Source organism: Pontimonas salivibrio, from assembly GCF_002950575.1.
GTDB lineage: Bacteria > Actinomycetota > Actinomycetes > Actinomycetales > Microbacteriaceae > Pontimonas > Pontimonas salivibrio.
Window position 1 is genome coordinate 1388472 of record NZ_CP026923.1, and the last position, 22768, is coordinate 1411239.

Annotated in this window: 21 protein-coding genes and 1 tRNA gene; 3 read left to right on the top strand and 19 right to left on the bottom strand. The window is 59.2% G+C overall.

The features are described from left to right. Positions 1–2: 2 nt before the first annotated feature. The 11 genes from atpD to C3B54_RS07035 all read right to left on the bottom strand — a co-directional run bounded on the left by atpD (position 3) and on the right by C3B54_RS07035 (position 9724). Entirely contained in the window at positions 3–1439 is a 1437-nt protein-coding gene (gene atpD, locus C3B54_RS06985; protein ID WP_104913855.1) for a F0F1 ATP synthase subunit beta, read from the bottom strand. An 18-nt stretch (positions 1440–1457) separates the two neighbouring features. Further along, positions 1458–2357 (bottom strand): F0F1 ATP synthase subunit gamma, encoded by a 900-nt coding sequence (locus C3B54_RS06990; RefSeq protein ID WP_104913856.1) that lies wholly within the window; start codon positions 2355–2357, stop codon positions 1458–1460. A 39-nt stretch (positions 2358–2396) separates the two neighbouring features. Beyond that, on the bottom strand, positions 2397–4034 hold the full coding sequence (atpA, locus tag C3B54_RS06995; RefSeq protein ID WP_104913857.1) for a F0F1 ATP synthase subunit alpha: 1638 nt from the start codon (positions 4032–4034) through the stop codon (positions 2397–2399). Between the two features lie 37 nt (positions 4035–4071). Beyond that, the gene (locus C3B54_RS07000) at positions 4072–4860 is read right to left on the bottom strand and encodes a F0F1 ATP synthase subunit delta (RefSeq protein WP_104913858.1); all 789 of its coding nucleotides are present in this window, start codon (positions 4858–4860) and stop codon (positions 4072–4074) included. Positions 4861–4862: 2 nt separating this feature from the next. After that, the gene (locus tag C3B54_RS07005; RefSeq protein ID WP_104913859.1) at positions 4863–5438 is read right to left on the bottom strand and encodes a F0F1 ATP synthase subunit B; all 576 of its coding nucleotides are present in this window, start codon (positions 5436–5438) and stop codon (positions 4863–4865) included. Positions 5439–5447: 9 nt separating this feature from the next. After that, positions 5448–5672, bottom strand: coding sequence for an ATP synthase F0 subunit C (gene atpE / locus C3B54_RS07010; RefSeq protein WP_104913860.1), 225 nt, complete (start codon positions 5670–5672; stop codon positions 5448–5450). A gap of 45 nt (positions 5673–5717) precedes the next feature. Continuing rightward, the gene (gene atpB, locus C3B54_RS07015; RefSeq protein ID WP_245867869.1) at positions 5718–6509 is read right to left on the bottom strand and encodes a F0F1 ATP synthase subunit A; all 792 of its coding nucleotides are present in this window, start codon (positions 6507–6509) and stop codon (positions 5718–5720) included. Between the two features lie 177 nt (positions 6510–6686). Beyond that, positions 6687–7478, bottom strand: coding sequence for an L-threonylcarbamoyladenylate synthase (locus C3B54_RS07020; RefSeq protein ID WP_104913861.1), 792 nt, complete (start codon positions 7476–7478; stop codon positions 6687–6689). 7 nt (positions 7479–7485) lie between these two features. Continuing rightward, entirely contained in the window at positions 7486–7926 is a 441-nt protein-coding gene (locus C3B54_RS07025; RefSeq protein WP_104913862.1) for a Cg1360 family ATP-synthase-associated protein, read from the bottom strand. Continuing rightward, positions 7923–9056, bottom strand: coding sequence for an MraY family glycosyltransferase (locus tag C3B54_RS07030; protein WP_104913863.1), 1134 nt, complete (start codon positions 9054–9056; stop codon positions 7923–7925). Before C3B54_RS07030 ends, C3B54_RS07025 begins: the two co-directional genes overlap by 4 nt. Beyond that, the gene (locus tag C3B54_RS07035; RefSeq protein WP_104913864.1) at positions 9053–9724 is read right to left on the bottom strand and encodes an L-threonylcarbamoyladenylate synthase; all 672 of its coding nucleotides are present in this window, start codon (positions 9722–9724) and stop codon (positions 9053–9055) included. The genes C3B54_RS07030 and C3B54_RS07035 overlap by 4 nt, the downstream gene beginning before the upstream one ends. Positions 9725–9763: 39 nt before the next feature. Between C3B54_RS07035 and C3B54_RS07040 the strand changes: the two genes are divergently transcribed. After that, positions 9764–10390 (top strand): HAD-IA family hydrolase, encoded by a 627-nt coding sequence (locus C3B54_RS07040; RefSeq protein ID WP_104913865.1) that lies wholly within the window; start codon positions 9764–9766, stop codon positions 10388–10390. Here the strand turns inward: C3B54_RS07040 and prmC are convergent. The 8 genes from prmC to C3B54_RS07080 all read right to left on the bottom strand — a co-directional run bounded on the left by prmC (position 10365) and on the right by C3B54_RS07080 (position 20804). Beyond that, positions 10365–11243 carry a peptide chain release factor N(5)-glutamine methyltransferase gene (gene prmC / locus C3B54_RS07045; RefSeq protein WP_104913866.1) on the bottom strand — a complete coding sequence of 293 codons (879 nt, stop codon included), beginning with the start codon at positions 11241–11243 and terminating at the stop codon, positions 10365–10367. The genes C3B54_RS07040 and prmC overlap by 26 nt on opposite strands. Positions 11244–11247: 4 nt before the next feature. After that, positions 11248–12324: a peptide chain release factor 1 gene (gene prfA, locus C3B54_RS07050; RefSeq protein ID WP_104913867.1), complete on the bottom strand. Its 1077-nt coding sequence runs from the start codon at positions 12322–12324 to the stop codon at positions 11248–11250. 2 nt (positions 12325–12326) lie between these two features. Beyond that, positions 12327–14030, bottom strand: coding sequence for a transcription termination factor Rho (gene rho / locus C3B54_RS07055; protein ID WP_104913868.1), 1704 nt, complete (start codon positions 14028–14030; stop codon positions 12327–12329). A gap of 156 nt (positions 14031–14186) precedes the next feature. Next, the gene (gene thrB, locus C3B54_RS07060) at positions 14187–15119 is read right to left on the bottom strand and encodes a homoserine kinase (RefSeq protein ID WP_104914331.1); all 933 of its coding nucleotides are present in this window, start codon (positions 15117–15119) and stop codon (positions 14187–14189) included. An 8-nt stretch (positions 15120–15127) separates the two neighbouring features. After that, positions 15128–16210: a threonine synthase gene (gene thrC, locus C3B54_RS07065; protein WP_104913869.1), complete on the bottom strand. Its 1083-nt coding sequence runs from the start codon at positions 16208–16210 to the stop codon at positions 15128–15130. Beyond that, positions 16210–17526 carry a homoserine dehydrogenase gene (locus tag C3B54_RS07070; protein ID WP_104913870.1) on the bottom strand — a complete coding sequence of 439 codons (1317 nt, stop codon included), beginning with the start codon at positions 17524–17526 and terminating at the stop codon, positions 16210–16212. Before C3B54_RS07070 ends, thrC begins: the two co-directional genes overlap by 1 nt. After that, positions 17523–19010, bottom strand: coding sequence for a diaminopimelate decarboxylase (lysA, locus tag C3B54_RS07075; RefSeq protein WP_104913871.1), 1488 nt, complete (start codon positions 19008–19010; stop codon positions 17523–17525). Before lysA ends, C3B54_RS07070 begins: the two co-directional genes overlap by 4 nt. Before the next feature lie 126 nt (positions 19011–19136). Next, positions 19137–20804 carry an arginine--tRNA ligase gene (locus C3B54_RS07080; RefSeq protein WP_104913872.1) on the bottom strand — a complete coding sequence of 556 codons (1668 nt, stop codon included), beginning with the start codon at positions 20802–20804 and terminating at the stop codon, positions 19137–19139. A gap of 70 nt (positions 20805–20874) precedes the next feature. Between C3B54_RS07080 and C3B54_RS07085 the strand changes: the two genes are divergently transcribed. Further along, positions 20875–20947, top strand: a tRNA-Arg gene (locus C3B54_RS07085). Positions 20948–21043: 96 nt separating this feature from the next. Beyond that, positions 21044–22753: a YncE family protein gene (locus C3B54_RS07090; protein ID WP_104913873.1), complete on the top strand. Its 1710-nt coding sequence runs from the start codon at positions 21044–21046 to the stop codon at positions 22751–22753. The last annotated feature ends 15 nt before the right edge of the window (positions 22754–22768 follow it).

The window sequence follows — 22768 nt, forward strand, 5'->3', positions numbered from 1 at the left end:
GACTACTCCATCTCCTTTTGCATGGTCGCCCACTTCTCTTCCACATCGGTGATCGGGCCGACGTTGAAGAACGCCTGCTCGGCCACGTGGTCGAAGTCACCGCGAGCAATCGCATCAAACGATTCAATGGTGTCCTTCAGCGGGACTGTGGAGCCTTCCACGCCGGTGAACTTCTTCGCCATGTAGGTGTTTTGCGAGAGGAACTGCTGGATGCGACGGGCACGAGAGACCGTTACCTTGTCTTCTTCAGAGAGTTCGTCGACACCGAGGATGGCGATGATTTCCTGGAGTTCCTTGTTCTTCTGCAGAATCTGCTTCACCGTGGTGGCCACGCGGTAGTGGTCATCACCGATGTACATCGGGTCGAGGATTCGACTGGTTGATGTCAGTGGGTCCACCGCGGGGTAGAGACCGCGCGACGCAATCTCACGGGAAAGCTCAGTGGTGGCATCCAAGTGGGCGAAGGTCGTCGCAGGCGCGGGGTCGGTGTAGTCATCCGCAGGGACGTAAATGGCCTGCAGCGACGTAATCGAGTGACCACGCGTCGAGGTGATGCGCTCCTGGAGGATACCCATCTCGTCGGCGAGGTTTGGCTGGTAACCCACAGCGGAGGGCATACGACCCAGCAGAGTCGAGACTTCGGAACCAGCCTGGGTAAACCGGAAGATGTTGTCAATGAACAACAACACGTCCTGGTTTTGCACGTCACGGAAGTATTCCGCCATGGTGAGCGCACTGAGCGCCACGCGAAGACGCGTTCCTGGTGGCTCGTCCATCTGACCGAATACCAGTGCGGTCTTGTCAAAGACGCCGGCTTCTTCCATTTCACCGATCAGGTCGTTACCCTCACGGGTACGCTCCCCCACACCGGCGAACACGGAGACACCACCGTGGTCTTGGGCTACACGCTGAATCATTTCTTGGATGAGCACCGTTTTACCCACACCGGCACCACCGAAGAGACCAATTTTTCCACCCTGCACATACGGGGTGAGCAGGTCGATGACCTTGATACCCGTTTCGAACAGCTGAGTCTTTGACTCCAACTGGTCGAATGCGGGTGGGGTGCGGTGGATGCTCCAACGCTCGTTTGATTCGGGGATCTGCTCGTCGTAGTTGAGCACTTCACCCAACACGTTGAACACTTTTCCCTTGGTGACGTCACCGACGGGAACGCTGATGGGTGCACCGGTGTCTTCCACGGCCTGGCCGCGGACCAGGCCGTCGGTGGGCTTTAGCGCGATAGCGCGCACGAGGTTGTCACCGAGGTGCTGGGCGACCTCAAGAGTCAGTGTGGTTTTCTCACCACCGAGGTTCAATTCGGTACGCAGCGCGTTGTAGATACCAGGCAGGTGGTCACTGGGGAACTCGACGTCCACCACCGGGCCGGTGACGCGCGCAATACGACCGGTAACGACTGCCGTCTTAGCTTGTGCCATTTCGCTGTCTCTTTCTGTTTACTTGGAGCCTTGGAGCGCGTTTGCGCCGCCGACGATTTCGGAAATCTGTTGGGTAATTTCGGCCTGCCGGGCGTTGTTGAACAACCGGGTGTAGTCCGAGATGAGTTTGTCGGCGTTATCACTTGCCGACTTCATGGCCTTTTGACGGGCCGCGTGTTCGGAGGCCGCCGATTGCAGCATGGCCTGGAAAATACGCGTTTCGATGTAGCGGGGAAGCAGGGCGTCTAGTACCTGGTCGGGTTCTGGTTCGAACTCGTAGAGGGGGAACACTTCGGTGTCACCGGGCTCGTCAACACCTTCCACCACTTCCAAGGGCAGCACGCGGACCACTTCTGGTTGCTGGGTCACCAAACTGACGAAGCGGTTGTACACGATGTGGATTTCATCCACACCACCGGCATCGGTGTCTTCGGTGAATTTGGCGATCACCGTTTCGGCGACTTCTTTGGCCGTTTCAAACTCGGGCTTATCCGAACCACCCATCCACTGTTTCTCGGTGGGGCGCTCACGGAACTGGAAATACTGGACCGCTTTTCGACCCAGCACGTAGTAGAGCACCTCTTTGCCTTCGCCGCGGAGACGCTCAGCGAGGTCGCCCGCTTCACGCAATACCTGGGCGGAAAAGGCTCCCGCCAGACCACGGTCAGCGGAGAAGATGACCACCGCCGCACGGCGGGGGTTTTCTGCTTCCGTCAACAGTGGGTGATCGATGCTGGAGTAGGTGGCTACTGAGGAGACGGCCCGAGTGACGGCGCGCGAGTAGGGGGCAGCTTCAGACATCCGCTGCTGTGCCTTTTGAATCCGGGAGGCGGAGATAAGCTCCATCGCCCGGGTAATCTTCTTGGTTGCCTTGGCAGAGCGAATCTTGCCGCGGTACTCCCGAAGTTGTGCACCCATACTCGTGTGTGTTCTCTTCCTTCTTGGTCGCCAATTGTCCTAGCGCTTGCGCCGGACGATTTTCTCCTGCTCGATGTCTTCGTCTTCTAGAGCGTCAAACTCTTCCGATCCGGGGTGACCCAGACCTTCATTGCCGGCGCCGCGGAACGAGGTCACAAACTTGTCAACCTCTTTTTCCAGCTCGGCTTTGGTGTCATCTTCGAGTTTTCCACTCTCGCGGATGGTGTCCAACAGTTTGGTGTTGCGACGCAAGTGGTCAAGAAGTTCCGATTCAAACTTCAACACCTCTTCCACGGGGATTTCGTCGAGTTTTCCGTTGGTTCCCGCCCAAATGGAGACCACCTGGTCTTCGACCGGGTAGGGCGAATACTGGGGCTGCTTCAACAGCTCAGTCAAACGGGCACCGCGTGCCAACTGGCGACGGCTTGCCGCGTCCAAGTCGGAGGCAAACATGGCGAATGCTTCCAAGGAGCGGTACTGGGCGAGCTCCAGTTTCAAGGTTCCCGACACACTCTTAATCGATTTGACCTGAGCGTCACCACCCACACGGGAGACGGAAATACCGACATCCACCGCGGGGCGCTGGTTGGCGTTGAACAGGTCAGACTGCAAGAAGATCTGACCGTCCGTGATGGAAATCACGTTGGTGGGGATAAACGCGGAGACGTCGTTGGCTTTGGTTTCAATGATGGGCAGACCCGTCATTGATCCGGCACCGAGTTCGTCGGAGAGCTTCGCACAACGCTCCAGCAGGCGCGAGTGTAAGTAGAAGACGTCTCCGGGGAATGCCTCACGGCCCGGTGGGCGACGAAGCAGCAGCGAAACCGCACGGTAGGCCTCAGCCTGCTTGGACAGGTCATCGAAGATGATTAGCACGTGCTTGGAGTCATACATCCAGTGCTGTCCGATGGCCGAGCCGGTGTAGGGGGCAAGGTATTTGAACCCTGCGGGGTCAGATGCGGGCGAGGCCACAATCGTGGTGTATTCCATCGCGCCGGCCTCTTCGAGAGCTCCGCGTACCGCAGCAATCGTCGAGCCTTTTTGCCCCACAGCCACATAAATACAGCGCACCTGCTTGTCGGGGTCACCCGAGGCCCAGTTGTCTTTCTGGTTGATGATGGTGTCCACGGCGATGGCGGTCTTACCCGTCTGGCGGTCACCAATGATCAGCTGACGCTGTCCGCGACCGATGGGGATCATCGCGTCGATGGCTTTAATACCGGTCTGCATGGGCTCGTGCACTGACTTACGCGCCATCACGCCGGGGGCCTGAAGTTCGAGGGCGCGGCGGGAATCGGTCGCGATGTCGCCTAAGCCGTCAATGGGGTTACCCAGCGGGTCGACCACGCGGCCGAGGTAACCCTCGCCGACAGGGACGGAGAGGACTTCACCGGTGCGGGTGACTTCACTGCCGGCGACGACGCCGTCGAATTCACCGAGGACGACCACACCGATTTCGTTTTCGTCGAGGTTTTGGGCGATACCGAGTGTTCCATCGGCGAAACGCACCAACTCGTTTGCCATACAGCCGGGGAGGCCTTCAACGTGGGCAATACCGTCTGCGGCATCCACAACGGTCCCGACCTCGGTCGCCTCGGCACTGCCCGGTTCATAACTGGATGCGAACTTTTGGAGTGCATCGCGGATTTCATCCGGGTTGATTGTCAGTTCTGCCATTTGTCCATTCCTTGTTGTTGCCCAATTACGTCTGTTGTCAGCCAGCCAGCTGGAGTCTCATTGCGTTCAATTGCGTGTCGACACTGCCGTCGATCACGACGTCTCCTACTTGGATGCGTGCGCCACCGATAATTTCCGGAGCAATCACCACATCGAGGTAACACTCGGTTCCAAACCGCTTCACCACAGTCTGTTGCACGGTCTTCAACTGCGCAGCGGAAAGTTCTGTCGCGACAGACACTTCGGCGAGGCCTCTACCGTCTTCTGCGCAGACCAGACGTGCCGCATCAATGAGTGCGTCACTGGAGCGACGACCGCGGGGTTGTGACGCGACGTGGGCAGCCACTTCAAGCGCCACTTTGTCCATCGATTTCGCACCCAAAGCCGTCACGATGCTGCGCTTTGATTCTGCACTCGCGCGCTTATCCGAGAGCGCCAACTGCAGTTCGGCGTGGCCTCTGATGGTGCGGGAGAGCTGAAGCAGGTGGGATACCAACACATCAGTGTCGGTCAGTCCGGCGCTTAAGCGAATTCCATACTCTTCGATGCCTTTGAGCAGATCGGCAGGTGCCGACCAACCAAGACCCACTACGTGGTCGAGTAGTTCCCTCGAAGCCTTATCCAATGAGCCCAGTGCGCCATCCAGCAGGGTGCTGCGTTGGCTGGCGTCGTGACCGTGGTCGGCCAGGGCTGCCAGTAGCGAGGGGTGTGCCGCCAGTGCACGGCCTGCTTGAAACAGTCCGGCCACGTGAGCCACGGAGTGGCCCTTGGTGCTCGACGCATGCTGCGCCACCGCTTCTAGCGATTCCCTCGTCTGTGCACCCATGATTACTTGCTGGCCTTCTTCGCGGTCTTTGTGGAGCCCTTTTCAGCACTGTCCAGGTCGGCCAGCATCGAGTCGACTACGGCCTTGGCTTTTTTGTCGGTTCCCAACTGGTCACGAACAACCGCACCGGCAAGATCCAACGCCAACGAGCCCACCTCTTTGCGAAGTGAGACGAGTGCGGCTTGACGCTCGGCTTCAATCTGTGTCTGAGCGTTCTGGGCGATGCGGTCGGCTTCAGCCTGTGCCTGCTGTTTCATTTCGGCCAAAATCTTCTGGCCTTCACTGCGGGCTTCGTCTCGAATATCTGCCGCCTCATCGCGGGCGTCCGCGAGGAGCTTCGTGTATTTCTCGAGAGCTTCCTGCGCTTCTTTCTGCGCCGACTGGGCGTCTTCGATTCCGCCTTCAATGGCTTTCGAGCGCTCGTCGAGCACTGTCTGAAGCCTGGGCAGGATCACTCGCCAGAAGAGCAACAGCACCAGGGCGAACGGAATGATCGACCAGATGATGTCGTAAATCGCAGGCAGGAGCGGGTTCTGGGCCTCACCCTCTGCCGCGAGGATCATTGTGTGCGGCAGCATTGAGGCCTCCTAGCCAGTGAAGATGAAGTACGTGGCGATACCGATGAACGCCAGCGCCTCGGTGAAGGCAATACCGATGTACATCAGCACCGTAAGGCGGCCCTGAAGTTCGGGTTGGCGTGCCACCGATTCGATGGTCTTTCCGACGACGATACCCACACCAATGGCGGGGCCAATCGCGGCGAGACCGTAACCGACTGTGGCGATATTTCCGGTGAGTTCTGCGAGTTCCACAGCTCGTTCCTTCCTATTTGGTGCTTCGGCAAGCCGAAGCGGGGTTTAGTGTTCTTCCGCAAGCGCAAGCTGGAGGTACACGGCGGTCAAGAGGGCAAAGACATAGGCCTGCAAGATAGCGATGAAAATTTCGAAGAACGTGAACACGATCGACAACAGCACTGTCCCCACCCCAAAGAGCGCTTGCAGATCGCCCGAGTAGAGGAAGAAGAAGTGGGTGGACGAGAAGAACAAGACCAGGAGGAAGTGTCCGACCACCATGTTCATCAGAAGACGAAGGGTGAGGGTGACCGGTCGCAACACGAACGTGGAGACAAATTCGATCGGAGTGACGATCACATACAGCGGGAGCGGCACACCGGGAGGAAAGAGCGAGTTCTTGAAAAACGCGCCCGGGTGTTTTTTCACACCGGCATAAATGAACGCCAGGTAGGCGGTGATGGCCAACACCAGTGGCATACCAATCACACTGGTGCCCGCAATATTGAGCCCAGGTATCACCCCGGTGAGGTTCATGAACAAGACGATGAAGAAGATGCTGGAAATAAGCGGCAAGAACCGCTTGCCGTCTTTTTCGCCCAAGACGTTGATGGCGATACCGCTTCGCACCAAATCCAATGCCATTTCAACGACACCCTGGAAGCGACCAGGAATGACCGTCATCTTGCGGGTGCCGAAATAGAAAATGAGGAAAATGACGAGCACCGCGAGCAGTCGGATCAGAACGATCCGGTTCATTTCGAAAATGGTGCCTTCGAATAACACGGCCGGTGGGAAGAACTCGGCAATGGTGGGGGGTGAGAATTCACCGTCATCGCCGGATGCCAGCGGTACCAAGCGGCTACTGAGTGTCGCGAACAGCGTTGTCTCCCGAGTCGTGGCACCAAAGGGGTGCGGCGGCTACGTGTCGCTCTACCCTATCAAGCAAGAACAGGCGCCAAACAACCAAAAAGGCCCTCCAGGCTGAGAAAGTGCCAGGAAATCTTCAGATGAAGACACTTTCTGTCGAAATCGTTAGCACCACACCACGTCGTCGCCGGCGACATCGCGCAACTGATCGCCCGAGATCACTCCTTCACGCAGCACTCGAAGCATAACGGTGCGGTCACCCTCCCGCGCAGCAAGGTCCTGCTCTGCTGCGTCCCGGGCCACCTCGGCACCGCTGGCCGCCTCGGCACCTCGGACTGTGTCGGCAATGTTGACCACTTCGACAACGGTGGAGCCAGGGGTAGAAAAATCCCAGGACAATTGCGGGTCCGTCAACACCACGGCAAGATCCGCATAGTCGCTGTCCGCCAGTGCCTCAATGTTTTTTGGAACATCGCCCACCGGGTGCGCGGCACTGATCATCAACGGCCCCGTATCCAGCAAAAGCTCCCGCGTGACTTCGTGGGCGATCAAGCTGAGGCCGACCCTGTCCACCGCGTCACCCAGATTCCAGCGCACACTACTTCCTGCCTGCACAACCACTGTGAGGGGGCCTGGCCAGAACTGCTCGGTGAGGCGAGTAATCGCCTCAGGAACTTCAGCGCCTAAGGCGTGAAGGGCTTCAGCATTGGGTAACAACACTTGGGGGGCAGGTTGTTCACTCCAGCCTTTAAAACGTGCCAGTGCAGCAACCCCCGCCGGTGAAAACGCATCGGCGGCAATGGCGTAATGCGTGTCGGTGGGAATCACGACTAACTGTTTTTTCCCCAGAGCTATCCGCGCCGCGCGAAGACCCGCCCGCAGCGAATCCGGGTCACCCAGAGAAAACACCTGACGCCCAGACGCTGGTGCACTGGCCGTTGGGTCAGGTGTGGTCATGAAATGCCTACTGCGGGTCTGAGGAGTCGGGAAGGGGCACGTCGACGTAGGGCATGCGCGAGCGAATCACCACCACCACATCGGTGGCGAGCCCCACCAGGAGCGAGGCCACGATCGTGAGAAACAGTGTTTCTCGGTGGGCCCAATCCAAATCGCCCAACCAGAACACCAGCGCCAGAAACGCCACAAACTTCCCCAGCCACATGCCCAAGACCACAGCGAAGAAACCCGGCTCTAGGACATTTCCCCGACCTGCTTTCAGCCCCCACACGATGGACAGTGGCGTAATGGCAAGGAAGGCGAAACCAATGCCGCCACCGAGCAGTGCGCCCAGCATTCCGGAGAGTTCCGCGACCAGGGCGCCGGCAATGCTGGCGACAATGGTCACCAAAGACGTCCACACCACCCCCCAGAACAGGGCTTTTCTAATCACAGTCTGTGCGTTCACGCCTCAGTCCTTTCAGGTTGGGCTGGGATTGCCAGAGGGTCATCAACGTCTCGGTGCTCTGGCGAGAGAGTGACCACGGTGGAACCGACAAGCCCCAGCGCAATGATGCCCAGTGCGACATACCACTCGACAAACAAGAACATCAGGGTGCCAATGGCCAACACTGACGTCCAGGCGTACAAAATCAATACCGCTTGCAAGTGGGTGTGACCCATATCTAGTAAACGGTGGTGCAGGTGCTGGCGGTCGGCTTCAAAGGGGCTCATTCCCGCTCGCAGTCTGCGTAACACCGCCAGCAGGAAATCCAACAGGGGCACCACCAAGACGGCAAGCGGTAGCAGTACGGGGATGAAAGCCGGAAGCAGTTGGGAGGCACTGACCATGGCGGGGTCGATCTGTCCCGTCACCGAAATGGCCGTAGTGGCCATAATCAAGCCCACCAGCAGTGACCCCGAATCTCCTAAGAAGAGTTTCGCGGGATGCCAGTTAAGGGGGAAGAAACCCAACACGGCACCCAACAAAATCGCGGTGAACAGTGAGGCGTAGTTGAAGTAGGGGGTGTCGGCTTCGCCGGTGGCCAGCAAAAAGCTGTACATAAAGAACACCCCACTGGCAATGAGGGTCACACCGGCGACCAACCCGTCGAGACCATCGATAAAGTTCACGGCATTCATCACCAAGACGATGGCTAACACGGTGAGAATGAGCGACAGTGTGGGAGAAAACAGAGTCAAACCCCCAATGGGAATCGACACAATTTGCACACCCTGCCACGCCACAATCCCTGCAGCGAGAACCTGACCGGCCAGTTTGGTCACCCAATCCAATTCGAAAAGGTCATCGATAAACCCGATGGCCACAACAACAGCTGCCGCGCCCACCAGCGCCCAGACCGCGTGAGAGTCAGAAAAAATTCCCTCAAACCAACTGACTTGGCTGGCGACCAAAGTCGCCACCAGGAGGCTGCCGAAAAGAGCCAAACCCCCCAATCGAGGTACCGGCTCTTTGTGAACATCACGGGAGCGCACTTCCCGTCGTACATCAAATCGGGTCCCGATTTGCCACAGCGCCACCGAAAGGCCAAAGCTCACCACGGTCGCCACAATGAGCACAAGTGCGTAGTAGGTCACGCGGCAGACACCTCATAGCCGGCGTCACGCAACTCGGCGGCCGAAATGGCCCCCTCTCGAATGAGGCGCAGCCCCATTCCGCCGGTCACCAAATCGCTGGCGTCGACAATGCTCGAGGGCAAATGGTCAGTGTGTGAATCGTGAGTGGCTCCCAAATAGACGGCCACCTCGTCACCAAAAGTATTAATTGCTTCGAACACGCTCTGACACGGTGGCTCCCCCGTACGGTTGGCGCTCGTCACCGCGAGGGGGCCGTGGATCCGCAGAAGCTCCAGCAACGACTGATCATCGGGGCTTCGAAGGGCGATCGTGCCCGGGGTGTGACCAATATCAAAAGGAAGTGACTCGTTGACGGGCAACACCACGGTCAGCGCACCTGGCCAGTAGCGCTGCAACAGCGCGTGCACAGTGTCACTCAACGCACCCTCTGCCACCAAAGGCACCACCTGGTCGACAGTGGCGACCAGGATCGGTGGAGCCATATCTTTACAGCGGCCTTTCAAACCCACCACGGTGTCGATCGCACCGGGAACCTTAGGCGAGACAGCGATCCCGTACACCGTGTCGGTGGGAACAACAACCACTTCGCCGCGGGTGAGCGCGGCGTGAGCCTGATGAAGCGCGGGGAGCGCATCATCCTCGTGGGCGAGATCGAAGAGGGTAGCCATTGCGAATTAGTGTACTTCGAGCGCTCTAGGCTGGGGCTGATGCTATTCCTCTTCGACATGGACAATGTCCTCTACGACTACCAGTGGCGAATTCGAATGGACCGGCTCACGGCTCTCACCGGGCATGATTTTCATGAACTACGCCGCCGCTGGTGGCACGATGACGGTGAATGGGCGGCCGAAGCCGGTGATCCCCCTACAGGAGCCGAATACTTGCAGCGGGTCAATTCGGCCCTAGAGTCCGATATTTCCGTACCCGACTGGCTCACCCACAGACGGGCAGGAATGACGGCGCGACCGTCGATTATTGACGTTGCCAGGGAAGCCTCCCACCACGGGGACGTAGCCGTATTGACCAATAACGGTGCACTCATTGGTGAACACCTCGGTGAGATTGCCCCCGAACTTCTGGACATTTTTGGCGACAACCTTTTTGCCACCGCGCATTTCGGGGCAAGAAAACCCGATCCAATGGTGTTCCAGCGAGCAATCGATCACTTAGGGCACAAGGCTTCCCAGACTCTTTTTGTCGACGACCTGCCAGAAAACGTTCGTGGTGCCGAAACGTTGGGTATTACTGGCCACTGGTTTAGCCCCAACCAGAGTGCAGAAGAGTTGCGTGGAGCACTGCAGGCTTTTATTACCCGGACGCCACAGCTCGGCTAAAGCGCTCCCGACCTAGCAAATCCGCTTCGGTTTGAGGGTTGCGAAACCCGGCAGCCTGAAGTGCCTGCCGGGTGGCCGGGCCTTGGTCGATGCCGTGTTCGATGAACACCACCCCGCCTGGCCTCAACAGCTTTGCGGCAATGTCGACGACCCGGTAAATCACATCGAGGCCTTGGCCGGTACTAAACAGCGCTGCGGGCGGGTCGAACTGTGCTGTTTCGACATCTAACGGGTCAACACCTTCAACCAAATAGGGAGGGTTTGACACCACAAGGTCCGCGGTGTGATCAGCTACGGTGTGCACCACGTCCCCGATGTCGGCCACGAGCACCTCACTGCGATCTGGCGCGAAACACTCAGCATTACGGCGTAAATATTCTGCGGCTTCCGGTGACGATTCCACGGCGACCAGGTGGGTGTGCGCCACACGGTGGACTATGGCCAACCCGATAGCTCCAGACCCCGCGCACAAATCCACCACCGACACACCCTGCCCCACGGGGACCATGGCTTCCGCCTCCGCAATGGCCTGATGGGCGAGCAGTTCTGTTTCGGGCCGGGGAGTAAACACCCCAGAGCCCACCTCTAGTTCAAGCTCTAAAAAGGGTGCCAGACCGGTGATGCGCCACAGCGGCTCACGAGCTTCTCGCCTGCTTAACCACTGCTCCAGTTGGACCAACTGTTTCTCATCCAACAGGTCGGGGTGGATCAGAGCTTTGGCTTGTACCTGACCGCGACCTAAGCCAGTCACTGCCGCAATGAGTGACCAGGCATCTGCCTCCGGTGAGGCCACACCGGCCACGCGGAGGCGGGAAATGGCCTGATCCAGAGTGTCTGGAAAAGATTCGGCCACGAAGTTACGCCTCGCCTATGGCCTTGAGCTGTGCTTCCTCGTCGTGGACAACACACGAATCAATGACCGGGTCGAGCGCCCCCGACATGACGTGGTCAAGGTTGTACGCCTTAAACCCGGTGCGGTGATCGGCGATGCGGTTTTCGGGAAAGTTGTAGGTGCGGATGCGCTCTGAACGGTCCATGCCGCGAATCTGGGATTTGCGCAGATTCGATGCTTCCGCATCTTGTTCTTCTTGCTGTTTGGCGAGAATCCTGGCGCGCAACACTCGAAGGGCCGCTTCCTTGTTTTGCAACTGCGATTTCTCGTTCTGCATCGACACTACAATCCCAGTGGGAAGGTGAGTCAACCGCACCGCCGAGTCGGTGGTGTTCACCGACTGACCGCCGGGGCCACTGGCACGAAAGACGTCCACCTTGAGATCATTGGGGCCGATTTCGATTTCTTCGGGTTCATCCACTTCGGGAAACACGAGCACACCGGTCGTTGAGGTGTGAATACGACCCTGTGATTCGGTGCTGGGCACCCGCTGCACGCGGTGAACACCGCCCTCATATTTGAGGCGCGCCCACACACCCTCTGCCGGGTCTGCCGAACTGGATTTGATGGCGACTTGGACGTTCTTGTAACCACCCATGTCGGACTCGGTCTTATCGAGCACTTCGGTTTTCCAGCCACGCGATTCGGCATAGTGCAAATACATTCGGAGCAGGTCGGCTGCGAACAGGGCACTTTCTTCACCGCCCTCGCCACCTTTGATTTCCATAATCACATCCCGACCATCGTCGGGATCTTTCGGAATCAACAGTGCTCGCAGGGCGTCTTCAGCTTCGTCGACTTGTTCAGTGAGTGCCGGAATTTCGTCGGCGAAGCTGGAATCTTCCTTCGCGAGTTCTTTGGTCGCTTCGAGGTCTTCGTGGAGGCCCATCACCTTTTTGTGGGCGTTGACGATCCGATCAAGCTCGAGGTAGCGCCGATTGAGCTTGCGTGCCATTCCGGGGTTCTGGTGAACCGCCGGATCGGCGAGCTTGCCTTGAAGCTCGCCGTGTTCGGCAATGAGTTGATCAATCGACTCCCACATGCTTAGGCCCCCTGGCGAAACTCCACCGGAGAGGTCCGCAGCTTCTCGACAATGTCTTCAGCTGCGGGAGTCTTTTCGGCAATCGCCATCAAGTGACTGAGAACCTCAACCTGGTCGGCGTGGAGAGCGTGTCGACGGAATTCATCCATCACCGTCGCGTCGCTGTGGCCCATCAGGGCTTCGTCACGACTCGTGCCGGAGCGCACCACGTCAATCGCGGGGAACAACCGGGCCCTTGAGGCCTCAGAGGAGAGCACCAATTCGACGGTGGCCAGCTGGGAAATTTCGTGAGCCACCTGGTCGTCAATCGCTTGACCGGTGTCGGCGAGGAGCGTTCCCAGCACGGTGAGTGAACCGCCACCTTCCACCTGGCGACCGGCACCCACAAGGCGCTTGGTGGGGTACAACCACGCAGCGTCAGCCTGTTGGCTGCCGCGCGACTGAGTTCCGGTGAGTTGGTAGGCCCTGGCCAAACGTGTGACCGAATCGAAAATGACGACCACGTCGTGGCCCAGCTCAACCAGGCGCTTTGCCCGCTCAATGGCGAGCTCCGCAATGGTGGTGTGGTCATCAGCCGGGCGGTCGAAGGTCGACGCGATCACTTCGCCCTTCACACTGCGCTGCAGTTCAGTGACAGTCTCAGGGTTTTCATCGACCAAGACCACCATCAGGTGAACATCGGGGTGGTTCGCTGCGATGGCTTCCGCCAAGCGCTGCACCATGGTGGATTTTCCTGATTTGGGCGGGGCGACAATAATGCCGCGCTGACCCATGGCCAGTGGTGCAAAAAGGTCCACCAGCCCCATGGATTTAATGTCCGAGCCACCGGCAACACTGAGGCGTTTGGTGGGCTGGATGGCGGTGAGGGACGCGAAATCGGGACGCTTGTGAGCGTCATCCAGGCTTTGGGCGTTGATGGTGTCGACCGAGACCAGGGCGTTGTATTTTTGGCGCCCCTGCATTTCCCCTTCGCGGGGTTGACGGATGGAACCGATGACGGCGTCACCTTTTCGGAGGTTGTATTTCTTCACCTGACCGAGTGAGACGTAAATGTCTGTGGGCCCGGGAAGGTAACCGGTGGTCCGCACAAAGGCGTAGTTATCAAGGACGTCGAGGATTCCGCCAATGGGAATCAGGACGTCGTCGTCAGAAATTTCAGGATCGACATCATCGCCGCCATTTCCACGACCACGCCGACGATCACGCCCCCGACCGCGGCCGCGGCCGCGCTGTGAGGAATCAGAATCGTTGGAGTCATCAGAGGACTCGCCCCGGGAATCATCAGAGTCAGAATCTGCCGTGTCGCCAGATTCTTCTGATTCCTGGTTTTTGTTCGAGGGTCGCTTACCGCGGGCTGGTCGTGAACCCGAGCGGCCAGAGGACTTCTTTTCGCTGGCTGAATCATCGGCCCCGTCACCGGAGCCTGCACTGGCGTCGTCTGCCTGGCCATCGGCGCCAGCAGATGCAGCGTTGGATGACGATGAATCGTCCGAAGCGGCTTTTCTTGAACGGGTGGTCTTGGCCCCACGGCTGGTCTTGGCATCATCGCCAGAGGGGGAATCAGATGCAGATTGGGTGGGTGTTGCAGCGGATTCGGATGAGGGGGCAGCCTCAGGGGTGACCACCTGATCGGTCTTTGCCCGGCGACTTGTGCGCTTCGGTGCAACCGATTCGGTGGAATCAGGCGTACTGGTGTCGTTGTCCATGGTGTCTCCTTATGTCGGGAAATTTTCTCCGCATCGGCCTGTGGTCCTCGGCACCAATCGGGGTGTCGACTGACGAGGTCTCCTGGCGCCACACGCCACACATGGTGGCTTTGGCGCCTGGAGGAGCCGGTGAGAAATCCGGAGTGCCTACTGGGTTTAGTGGGCGAAGCCCGGAAGCGCTTCCACTGTAGCACCCCGCTGGTCGACCGTCAGCGCGTGACACTGCCACTCCCCCGAGCCCTGCTCGGCAATCAGCGCTTCGGCATCAACCCGCTGTGTGGGGTCACTACACAGCACCAAAATCGAGGGCCCTGCACCGCTCACGACAGCGGCGAAACCTTTCTCGCGAAGAGCGCCGATCAGTGCACTGGTTTCCGGCATCGCACTGGCTCGGTAGTTCTGGTGGAGGCGGTCCTCTGTCGCTTCCATCAAGAGCTCGGGACTATCCAGAAGCGCGGCAATCAAGAGGGCAGCGCGGGACAGGTTGAAAATGGCGTCTTCGTGCGGCACCGTTTCTGGTTGCAGACTTCTCGCGAGCTTGGTCGACATTTGGCTCTCGCCCGGAATGGCCACCAACAGCGACACCCCGCGGTGGACGGACAGTTTTTTGGATCGCGGCCCATCGGGTGTCATCCACGCGATGGTCAGTCCTCCAAACAGTGAGGGCGCAATATTGTCCGGGTGACCTTCACGTTCAGTCGCGATGCGAAGCAGTTCGTCATCGCTCACGTCAATAATTCCTTCGACGAGTCCTTTGGCCGCTACGACTCCGGCCACAATGGCGGCACCCGAGCTGCCCACACCGCGACCGTGCGGGATGTGGTTTGTGGCTACTAGATCTAGCCCTGGAACTTCCACACCCCAGGTTTCCAGGGCGTAAATGAGGGAGGCGGCCACCAGGTTGGTCTCATCGGTGGCGACTTCTCCTGCACCGACACCTCGTACTTCGACGCTGACGCCGGGGGTTTCCCGGGTCACCACGGTGACCTCGTCGTAAATGGTTAAGGCCATACCCAGGGTGTCAAAACCGGGTCCGAGGTTGGCTGTGGTGGCGGGAACCACCACACTGACCCCGGTACCGGCGGGCATACGCACGCTCACGAGCTGGACTTTTCCATGCCGAGCAGTTCAGCCACTCGCTCCACATCGACGGGCACGCGGACGGGTTCAATGTCTGACCCGTCTTCTGTTTTGAGTGCCCAGGAAGGATCTTTCAAACCGTGGCCGGTGACGGTGAGCACCGCAGTCGCGCCACGCTCCAACACTCCGGCTTCGCTGCGCTCCATTAACCCGGCCACACTGATCGCCGAAGACGGCTCCACGAACACTCCGGTGGTCTGGGAGAGCATGCGGTGGGCGGCGAGGATTCCTTCGTCGCTGATCGCCCCAAAATACCCGTTGGTGTCGCTTTGGGCGGCGAGGGCCAAATCCCATGAGGCGGGGTTTCCAATGCGAATGGCACTGGCGAGGGTTTCTGGTTTCAGTACCCTCTGGCCGCTCACGATCGGGGCGGAACCTGCTGCCTGGAAACCAAAAATTCTCGGCATCCGGTCGGTTCGACCGCGCGCCAGTTCCTCTTTATACCCGCGGTGGTAGGCGGTGTAGTTTCCGGCATTTCCTACCGGCATGAAGTGGTAGTCGGGTGCGCGACCCAACGAATCGACCACTTCAAAGGACGCGGTTTTTTGCCCCTCAATGCGGTCATTATTGACCGAATTGACCAGGTGAATGGGATAGTTGTCCGCCAATTCGCGGGCAATTTCCAAACAGTCATCGAAGTTTCCTTCGATTTGAATGATGTTGGCGTTGTGGGCGACAGCTTGGCTCAGTTTGCCCATCGCAATTTTGCCGTCGGGTACTAACACCGCGGAAGTGATTCCTGCCCACGCGGCATAGGCCGCAGTCGACGCCGACGTGTTACCCGTCGATGCACAAATCACGGCTTTCGCACCGGCTTCCATCGCTTTGGAAATCGCCATCGTCATACCGCGGTCTTTAAAACTCCCCGTGGGGTTCATCCCCTCAAACTTGACGTACACGTCCAGGCCGGTTTTCTCCGAAAGGAAAGGGGCAGGAATGAGTGGCGTTCCGCCCTCACCGAGGGTGATCACCGGAGTGTTTTTACTCACATCAAGGCGATCCCAATATTCGCGGATGACTCCGCGCCACTGTGTGGCCACTATGACCCCTCTACTCGAACAACTCCGGACACCGACGCCACCACCGGTGAGTCGGCAAGCTGAGCGACCGTGTGTGCCAAGCTCGCCTCCGGCGCGGTGTGGGTGTGAATCACCAGCGTAGCGAGCTCTTCGCCCGAGTGCGGGTGGGCTGGCGCACTCTGGTTCAAAGTTTCTACCGACACACCCTGTTCGGAAAACACTGAAGCGATTTGTGCCAGCACACCCGGTTCGTCTCGCACCTGAAGGGCTATTTGGTAGCGGGTGGGAACAACGCCGGGGTCGACCATCACCAGGTCAGCGTGGGTCGATTCGGCCACACCGGGCCCGCCGGCCACGTGCCGCCTGGCGGCGGAGACAATGTCGCCCAATACGGCCGATGCCGTTTCGGGTCCGCCCGCTCCGGCGCCGTAAAACATCAGCGAACCGGCACCCTCCGCTTCCACAAACACGGCGTTGTTTGCGCCGTGCACTGCGGCGAGTGGGTGGTCGCGTGAGACCAGGGTGGGATGCACCCGAACGGAAACACCTTCGACGCCTCCTTCGTTCACCCGCTCACAAATGGCGAGCAGCTTAATGACGTAACCGGCTTCCCGGGCGGCCTCAACCTGCTCAAGGGAAATCTCAGTAATACCCTCGCGACCAACCTGTTCCAGGTCGATCGCGGTGTGAAACGCCAGTTGGGCCAAGAGTGCGGCCTTTTGTTGGGCGTCGTAGCCACCGACATCGGCGGTCGGATCCGCTTCGGCGTAACCCAATTCGGTTGCGGTGGCCAGCGCCGCCTCCATGGACTGCCCTTCGCGGTCCATCAGGTCAAGGATGAAGTTTGTGGTGCCATTGACGATGCCCAAAATGCGTTGCACTTTGTCGCCGGCGAGAGAATCGCGTAGCGGGCGGATAATCGGAATGGCGCCGGCAACGGCGGCCTCATAGTAGAGCTGCGCTCCGACCGCGGTGGCGGCGTCAAAGAGTTCTGGTCCGTGGGCGGCAAGAAGCGCCTTATTGGCGCTAATCACGTCAGCCCCAGATTCCAGGGCATGCAAAATCAGTGACTTAGCGGGTTCGATTCCGCCCATCAGCTCCACCACAATGTCCGCACCGGCGATTAAGGAATCGGCATCGGTGGTGAGAAGTTCTGAGGGAATGTCCTGGTTTCGCGGTTTAGTGAGGTCACGAACAGCCACACCCACCACATCAAGCTCGGCCCCAATACGGGCACCCAGTTCTTCGCGTTCGTGAAGGAGACGGTGTACCACTTCGGAACCGACTGTCCCGGAGCCCAACACAGCCACTTTGAGGTCTCGATAGTTTTGCCTCACGCCTGATCTGTCCTTTCCTCAACGGTGGTGTTCTCGTCTGCTGTGTTCTGTGCTCCTGTGCGAGAGCCCAAGGCTAACCCGAGGTCACGGGCCATCACATCGTCGGGTGTTTCCGACTGGATGGCCACCCGGGCTTCGCCGCCTTCCACGACGACTAGTGCCGGTCGACCGAGCGCGTTGTAATTGGATGAGAGTGAATGGCAATACGCGCCGGTCGCAGCTACTGCAACCAGGTCACCTGGGGTGACATCGGCGGGCAAATAGTCGTCGTGAATGACAATGTCGCCGCTTTCACAGTGGCTTCCCACCACACGCACCAGCGCTGGTGGCGCCGAGGACGCTCTGTTCGCAATCCGTGCGGTGTAGTTCGCTCCGTAAAGGGCGGGGCGCAAATTGTCACTCATTCCGCCGTCGACGCTCACATACAACCGGGTGGCACTCCCAGACTCTGCGTCTGATCCCTCGCCCACCGGGTAGTCCACCTCGACCGGTTTTGTGGTGCCCACCGAATAGAGGGTGATACCGGCGGGTCCCACCACGTAGCGCCCCGGTTCGCAGGCAATGGTGTCCAGGGTGATGCCTTCCCTGGTGACAAATCCGTCAATTTCTTGCCCGACCGCCTGGGCAATGTCTTCCAGGTTCGAGTCGGGGTCCACCGAGGTGTAGGGGATGGCGAAACCGCCACCGATGTTGAGTGTGGTCAACGGGTGATGGGCTTGGAGGGTTTTATACAGCTCCAACACGCGCTTCGTCGCTTCGACAAAACCATCCGGTGCCACGATTTGGGACCCAATGTGGGAGTGCAACCCAATCAACCGCAGGCTGGGGTGTCGGGCTATCTCTGCCGCGAGCGCGGGAATATCTGCCCTAGCGACCCCGAACTTTTGATCTTCGCGTGCGGTGGCCAAATATTCGTGAGTCCCTGCGTGCACACCGGTGTTCACCCGAATCATGACGTCTTGGGTCACACCCAGCTCGGCGGTGACTTGAGCCAGGCGCTCCACCTCGATGGCACTGTCGATCACCATTTGGCCGACACCGTGGGAGATGGCGGCGCGCAATTCGTGCACGGTTTTGTTGTTGCCTTGGTATTCGACGTGTGCGGGGTTGGCCCCGGCGCGCCTGGTCCACTCCCATTCGCCGAAACTGGAAACATCAAAGCCCCAGCCCAACCCGTCCAGTGCGCGAATGACGTCTGCGGCCAACAGGGCTTTCGTGGCGTAGTGGATGCGAAGGGTTCGCCCAGATACAGCAAGGGCGGAAGTTAACACGTGCTCCAGATGCCGGGCGCGCTCCACCACTTCGTCAAGGTCCACCACATACAGCGGTGAGCCGTACTGTTCCACCAATCGTGAAGCACTCACTCCGCCGACGCGTAACACTCCGTCATCATCACGACGGGCGTGGGCAGGCCACACTTTCTGATCCAGCGCGTTTTGATCCGCGGGTGGAACCAGCCAGTCGGGGGCGAGGGGGTTTGACATGGACACTTTCACTTAAACAAAAAAGGGGATGCGATGATCACTGCGGTGACTACAGTCACCGTGGTCAAGACGAGCGGACCCGGAGTGGCCCCTGAAGCCTGAGAATAAGGATATCGCTGATGGGCCTTACATGCGCTCGGGTGCGGAAACCCCGAGGAGTTGCACACCATTAGCCAGCACTTGGCCGGTGGCGTCGTTCAGCACACGGCGAGAGTGGTGGACTGATTCGATCGGTTCGTCACCTTTAGGGGTCACCCGGCAGGCGTCGTACCAGCGGTGGTAGGACCCGGCAAGGTCCTCTAAATACCTGGCCACCCGGTGGGGTTCACGAAGCTCGGCCGCCTGAGCGACTACCCGCGGGTAGTCCGCCAGTGCGGTGAGTAGTTCAGCCTCACTGGGTTCGACCAAGTCACCGGCATGAAAACCTGAACCGTCAATGCCCGCCGCATCAGCATTTCTTCCCACCTGGTGGGTGCGCGCGTGAGCGTATTGGACATAAAACACCGGGTTGTCGTTCGTTTTTGCCAACAACACGTCGGGTTCAAGAGTCAGTGGTGAATCGGCTGGGCTGCGCGCAAGCGAATAGCGAAGCGCATCGGTACCCAACCATTCACGCAGTTCGTCCAGTTCAACAATGTTGCCGCGGCGTTTGGAGAGTTTCTCGCCATTAACACTCACCAGCTGGCCGATCAGAATTTCGATGTGGTGTTCGGGGTCATCACCTGCGGCACCCGCCAGCGCTTTTAAGCGGTGGACATAACCGTGGTGGTCAGCACCCAGAAGGTAAATCTTCTTCTCAAACCCGCGGTCTTTTTTCGACAGGTAATACGCGGCATCGGCCGCAAAGTAGGTGTAGACACCGTTGGCGCGGCGGATCACTCGATCTTTGTCATCACCAAAGTCGGTGGTGCGCACCCACACCGCACCTTCGTGGTCAAAGACGTGACCGCCTTCGCGCAACCGGTCAACCGACTGGTCGACCAAGCTGGTGCCCTCCGGAGTGGATACGACGTGGAGTTGGCGCTCCGAAAACCACACATCAAAATGCACGTTGAACAACTCAAGCGAGCGCCGAATGGCGGCCAACTGTTCCCGGTAGGCACACTCTCGACAACACATCAGCGCTTCATCCGCAGTCATTTCGGCAAGCGTGGGGTATTCGGCTAACGCTGTGGCACCCAGTTGCTCGACATAATCCCCCGGGTACCCATCCTTGGGGAGGTCGCGCCCGAGCGCACGCGCGAGGACCGATTCACCAAAAAGGTCCATTTGTGAACCGGCGTCGTTGATATAAAACTCGCTGGTCACTTCCGCACCGGCAGCGCGTAACACTCGGGCCAACGAATCACCCAAGGCCGCCCAGCGGGTGTGGCCAATGTGGAGAGGGCCGGTCGGGTTTGCCGAGACGAACTCTAAGTTGATGGTCTCCCCCACGAGTGCGTCAGAGCGGCCGTATTGCTCCCCTTTGTGCACGATGTGGCGGGCGGTCTCACCGAGGGCTGCCTTATCGAGGGTGATGTTCAAAAAACCTGGCCCGGCAATGTCCACCGACGACACCCCATCAATGTGTGCCAGGCGCGTGGCCAACACTTCGGCGATCTCACGCGGCGACTGACCCAGTGGCTTCGCCAGTTTCATTGCCACCGAGGTGGCCCAGTCGCCAAATTCGGCTTTTTTGGGACGCTCGAGAGCAACATCTTCAGGACCCAGCGGGTGCTCGGCGGACCCTGTGGCCTCCACAACGTATTTCTCCGCAATGTGCGCGATGTGTACGGCCAACGAAGAGGGATCCATACGCCCCAGCCTAACCGCCCACACCGGCGCAAACCGCTGGCATCGAACGTGTAACCTTGAGGCACACCTGGCCCCCATAGCTCAGGGGATAGAGCGTCTGCCTCCGGAGCAGAAGGCCGTAGGTTCGAATCCTACTGGGGGCACCCAACGACTTCTTCCTGTAGTGCTACCTGCACAGTATTTGGCTGTGTGGCACGTCGATTGGCCTCACCGCCCTCCTGATTTTTACGCTCGGGCTTATGCCCTCCTCACGCACTTCTCTCCCACCGCGGGTGTTTGCCGCCCTTGTGGCGCTCACCGTCTCCTTAGCGGCGTTCATGCCTTCGTCAACCGCTATGGCGGCGTGGCAAGTCGTCAATTCGCTGGAAATCCCCGGCGTCACTCCCGACGGCGCGGTTTTGAGCCCAGACGGCTCCACCTATTACGTCGTTGGTTCCGATGAGCTCAAAACAATTGATGTCGCTACGCAGACGGTGACCGGAACCCGAACGGGACCTACAAGCGGCTTTGCTGTGGACATTTCCCCGGATGGGTCTCAACTGTGGGTCGCCCGGTTGTATTTCGGCACGTCTCGGGTGGACGTTTTGGATGCGACCGACCCCACGCTGCCGCGACTGCAAGAAATTGTGGTCCCCAACAGACCATACGACATCGCACTAAATGGGGATGGATCGCTGGCAGCTGTTCCCAACTTCGCCGGAAACTCAGTGACAGTGATTGACACCGCGACCTTCGCAAAGTTCTCTGCAGTGCCGGTGGGCACGGGACCTATTTCTCTCGATTTCAACGGTGACACGTTGTATGTGCAAAGTACCGCCGATGATTCGGTGTCCGTGGTGGACGTATCCGACACCGCCAACATCACCGTGTCGGAAACCATTACGGGTGTATCCGACCCCCAACGGGTTGCCGTCTCGCCTGACGGCTCAGAGCTTTGGGTCACCAGCCTTCGAGGGACAATAACGGTCATCGACACCGCCACCAACACAATCGACCGCACCATCACGAGTGTTCCGCGAAGCGATGGAATTGCGTTTCGTTCGACTAGCCCAGAGGTTGTCGTCACCAGTAATTCCTCTTCCCGCGACGCCCTCTATTTCGTGGAGCAAGCCTCGGGGGACGTTGCCGCCACGGTCGCTCCTGAGGTGGGCTCGACGGGTGGACTCGCCGTCTCGAGTGTGGACGATTCCGTCGTGTTCTACGAGCGAGATGTCTTTGGCGTGAGCTCGGTCTTTTTCGTGGAGGATATTGAACAGTTACAAGAGGTAGTCACTCCGGAGTCAGCTCCTTCCGCTCGCGCGGCAGAGGCCGCCCTCCACCTAGACGCGACTGCCACCGGTGGCATTGCCGTAGCCGAGACTCGTGTGCTCGCTGAAGGTCAAGGCCTTGCCCGCGGCGAGGCGTTCACTCTTACGCTGGAACCGGGGGGACAAGTCCTCGCTTCAGGCACCGCCTCGAGGCTCGGCTCCTTCAGCACCCACACCGCCTTGCCCGCAGGGCTCACTCCCGGTACCTACACGCTGACCCTCAACTCTAAGGACCCTGCCGGAAACCTCCTGGTGTTGACCGAGCGCTTCGGTATCGACGCCTCCGGGCTCTTCACTGCACCCTCCCCGGCAACGGCATCGAACTCTGGCACTGACACCACCAGTGCTGAGGCGACGCCTGCCGCAGAGACCTCCGGTGACGAAGCGGAGGAACCAGCGACAAAAACAGATTCGGACAGCTCTGACGCGACAGAAGCCTCCACCACCACTCAGGGCAGCGATGACAACACGACCCCGGCGGGGAGCAACGACACAGACTCGTCGACCAACAGTTCACCCGAAGGCACCTCGGACCCGATTCCGGGGTGGTTGGTCATCACCGCATCAAGCATCCTGATCACCCTCGTACTCGGCGGCGTGGGCATCGGAATCTACCGAGCAAGGCAAGCACGCGCCGGGTAGGCACAGTGGTCGGTC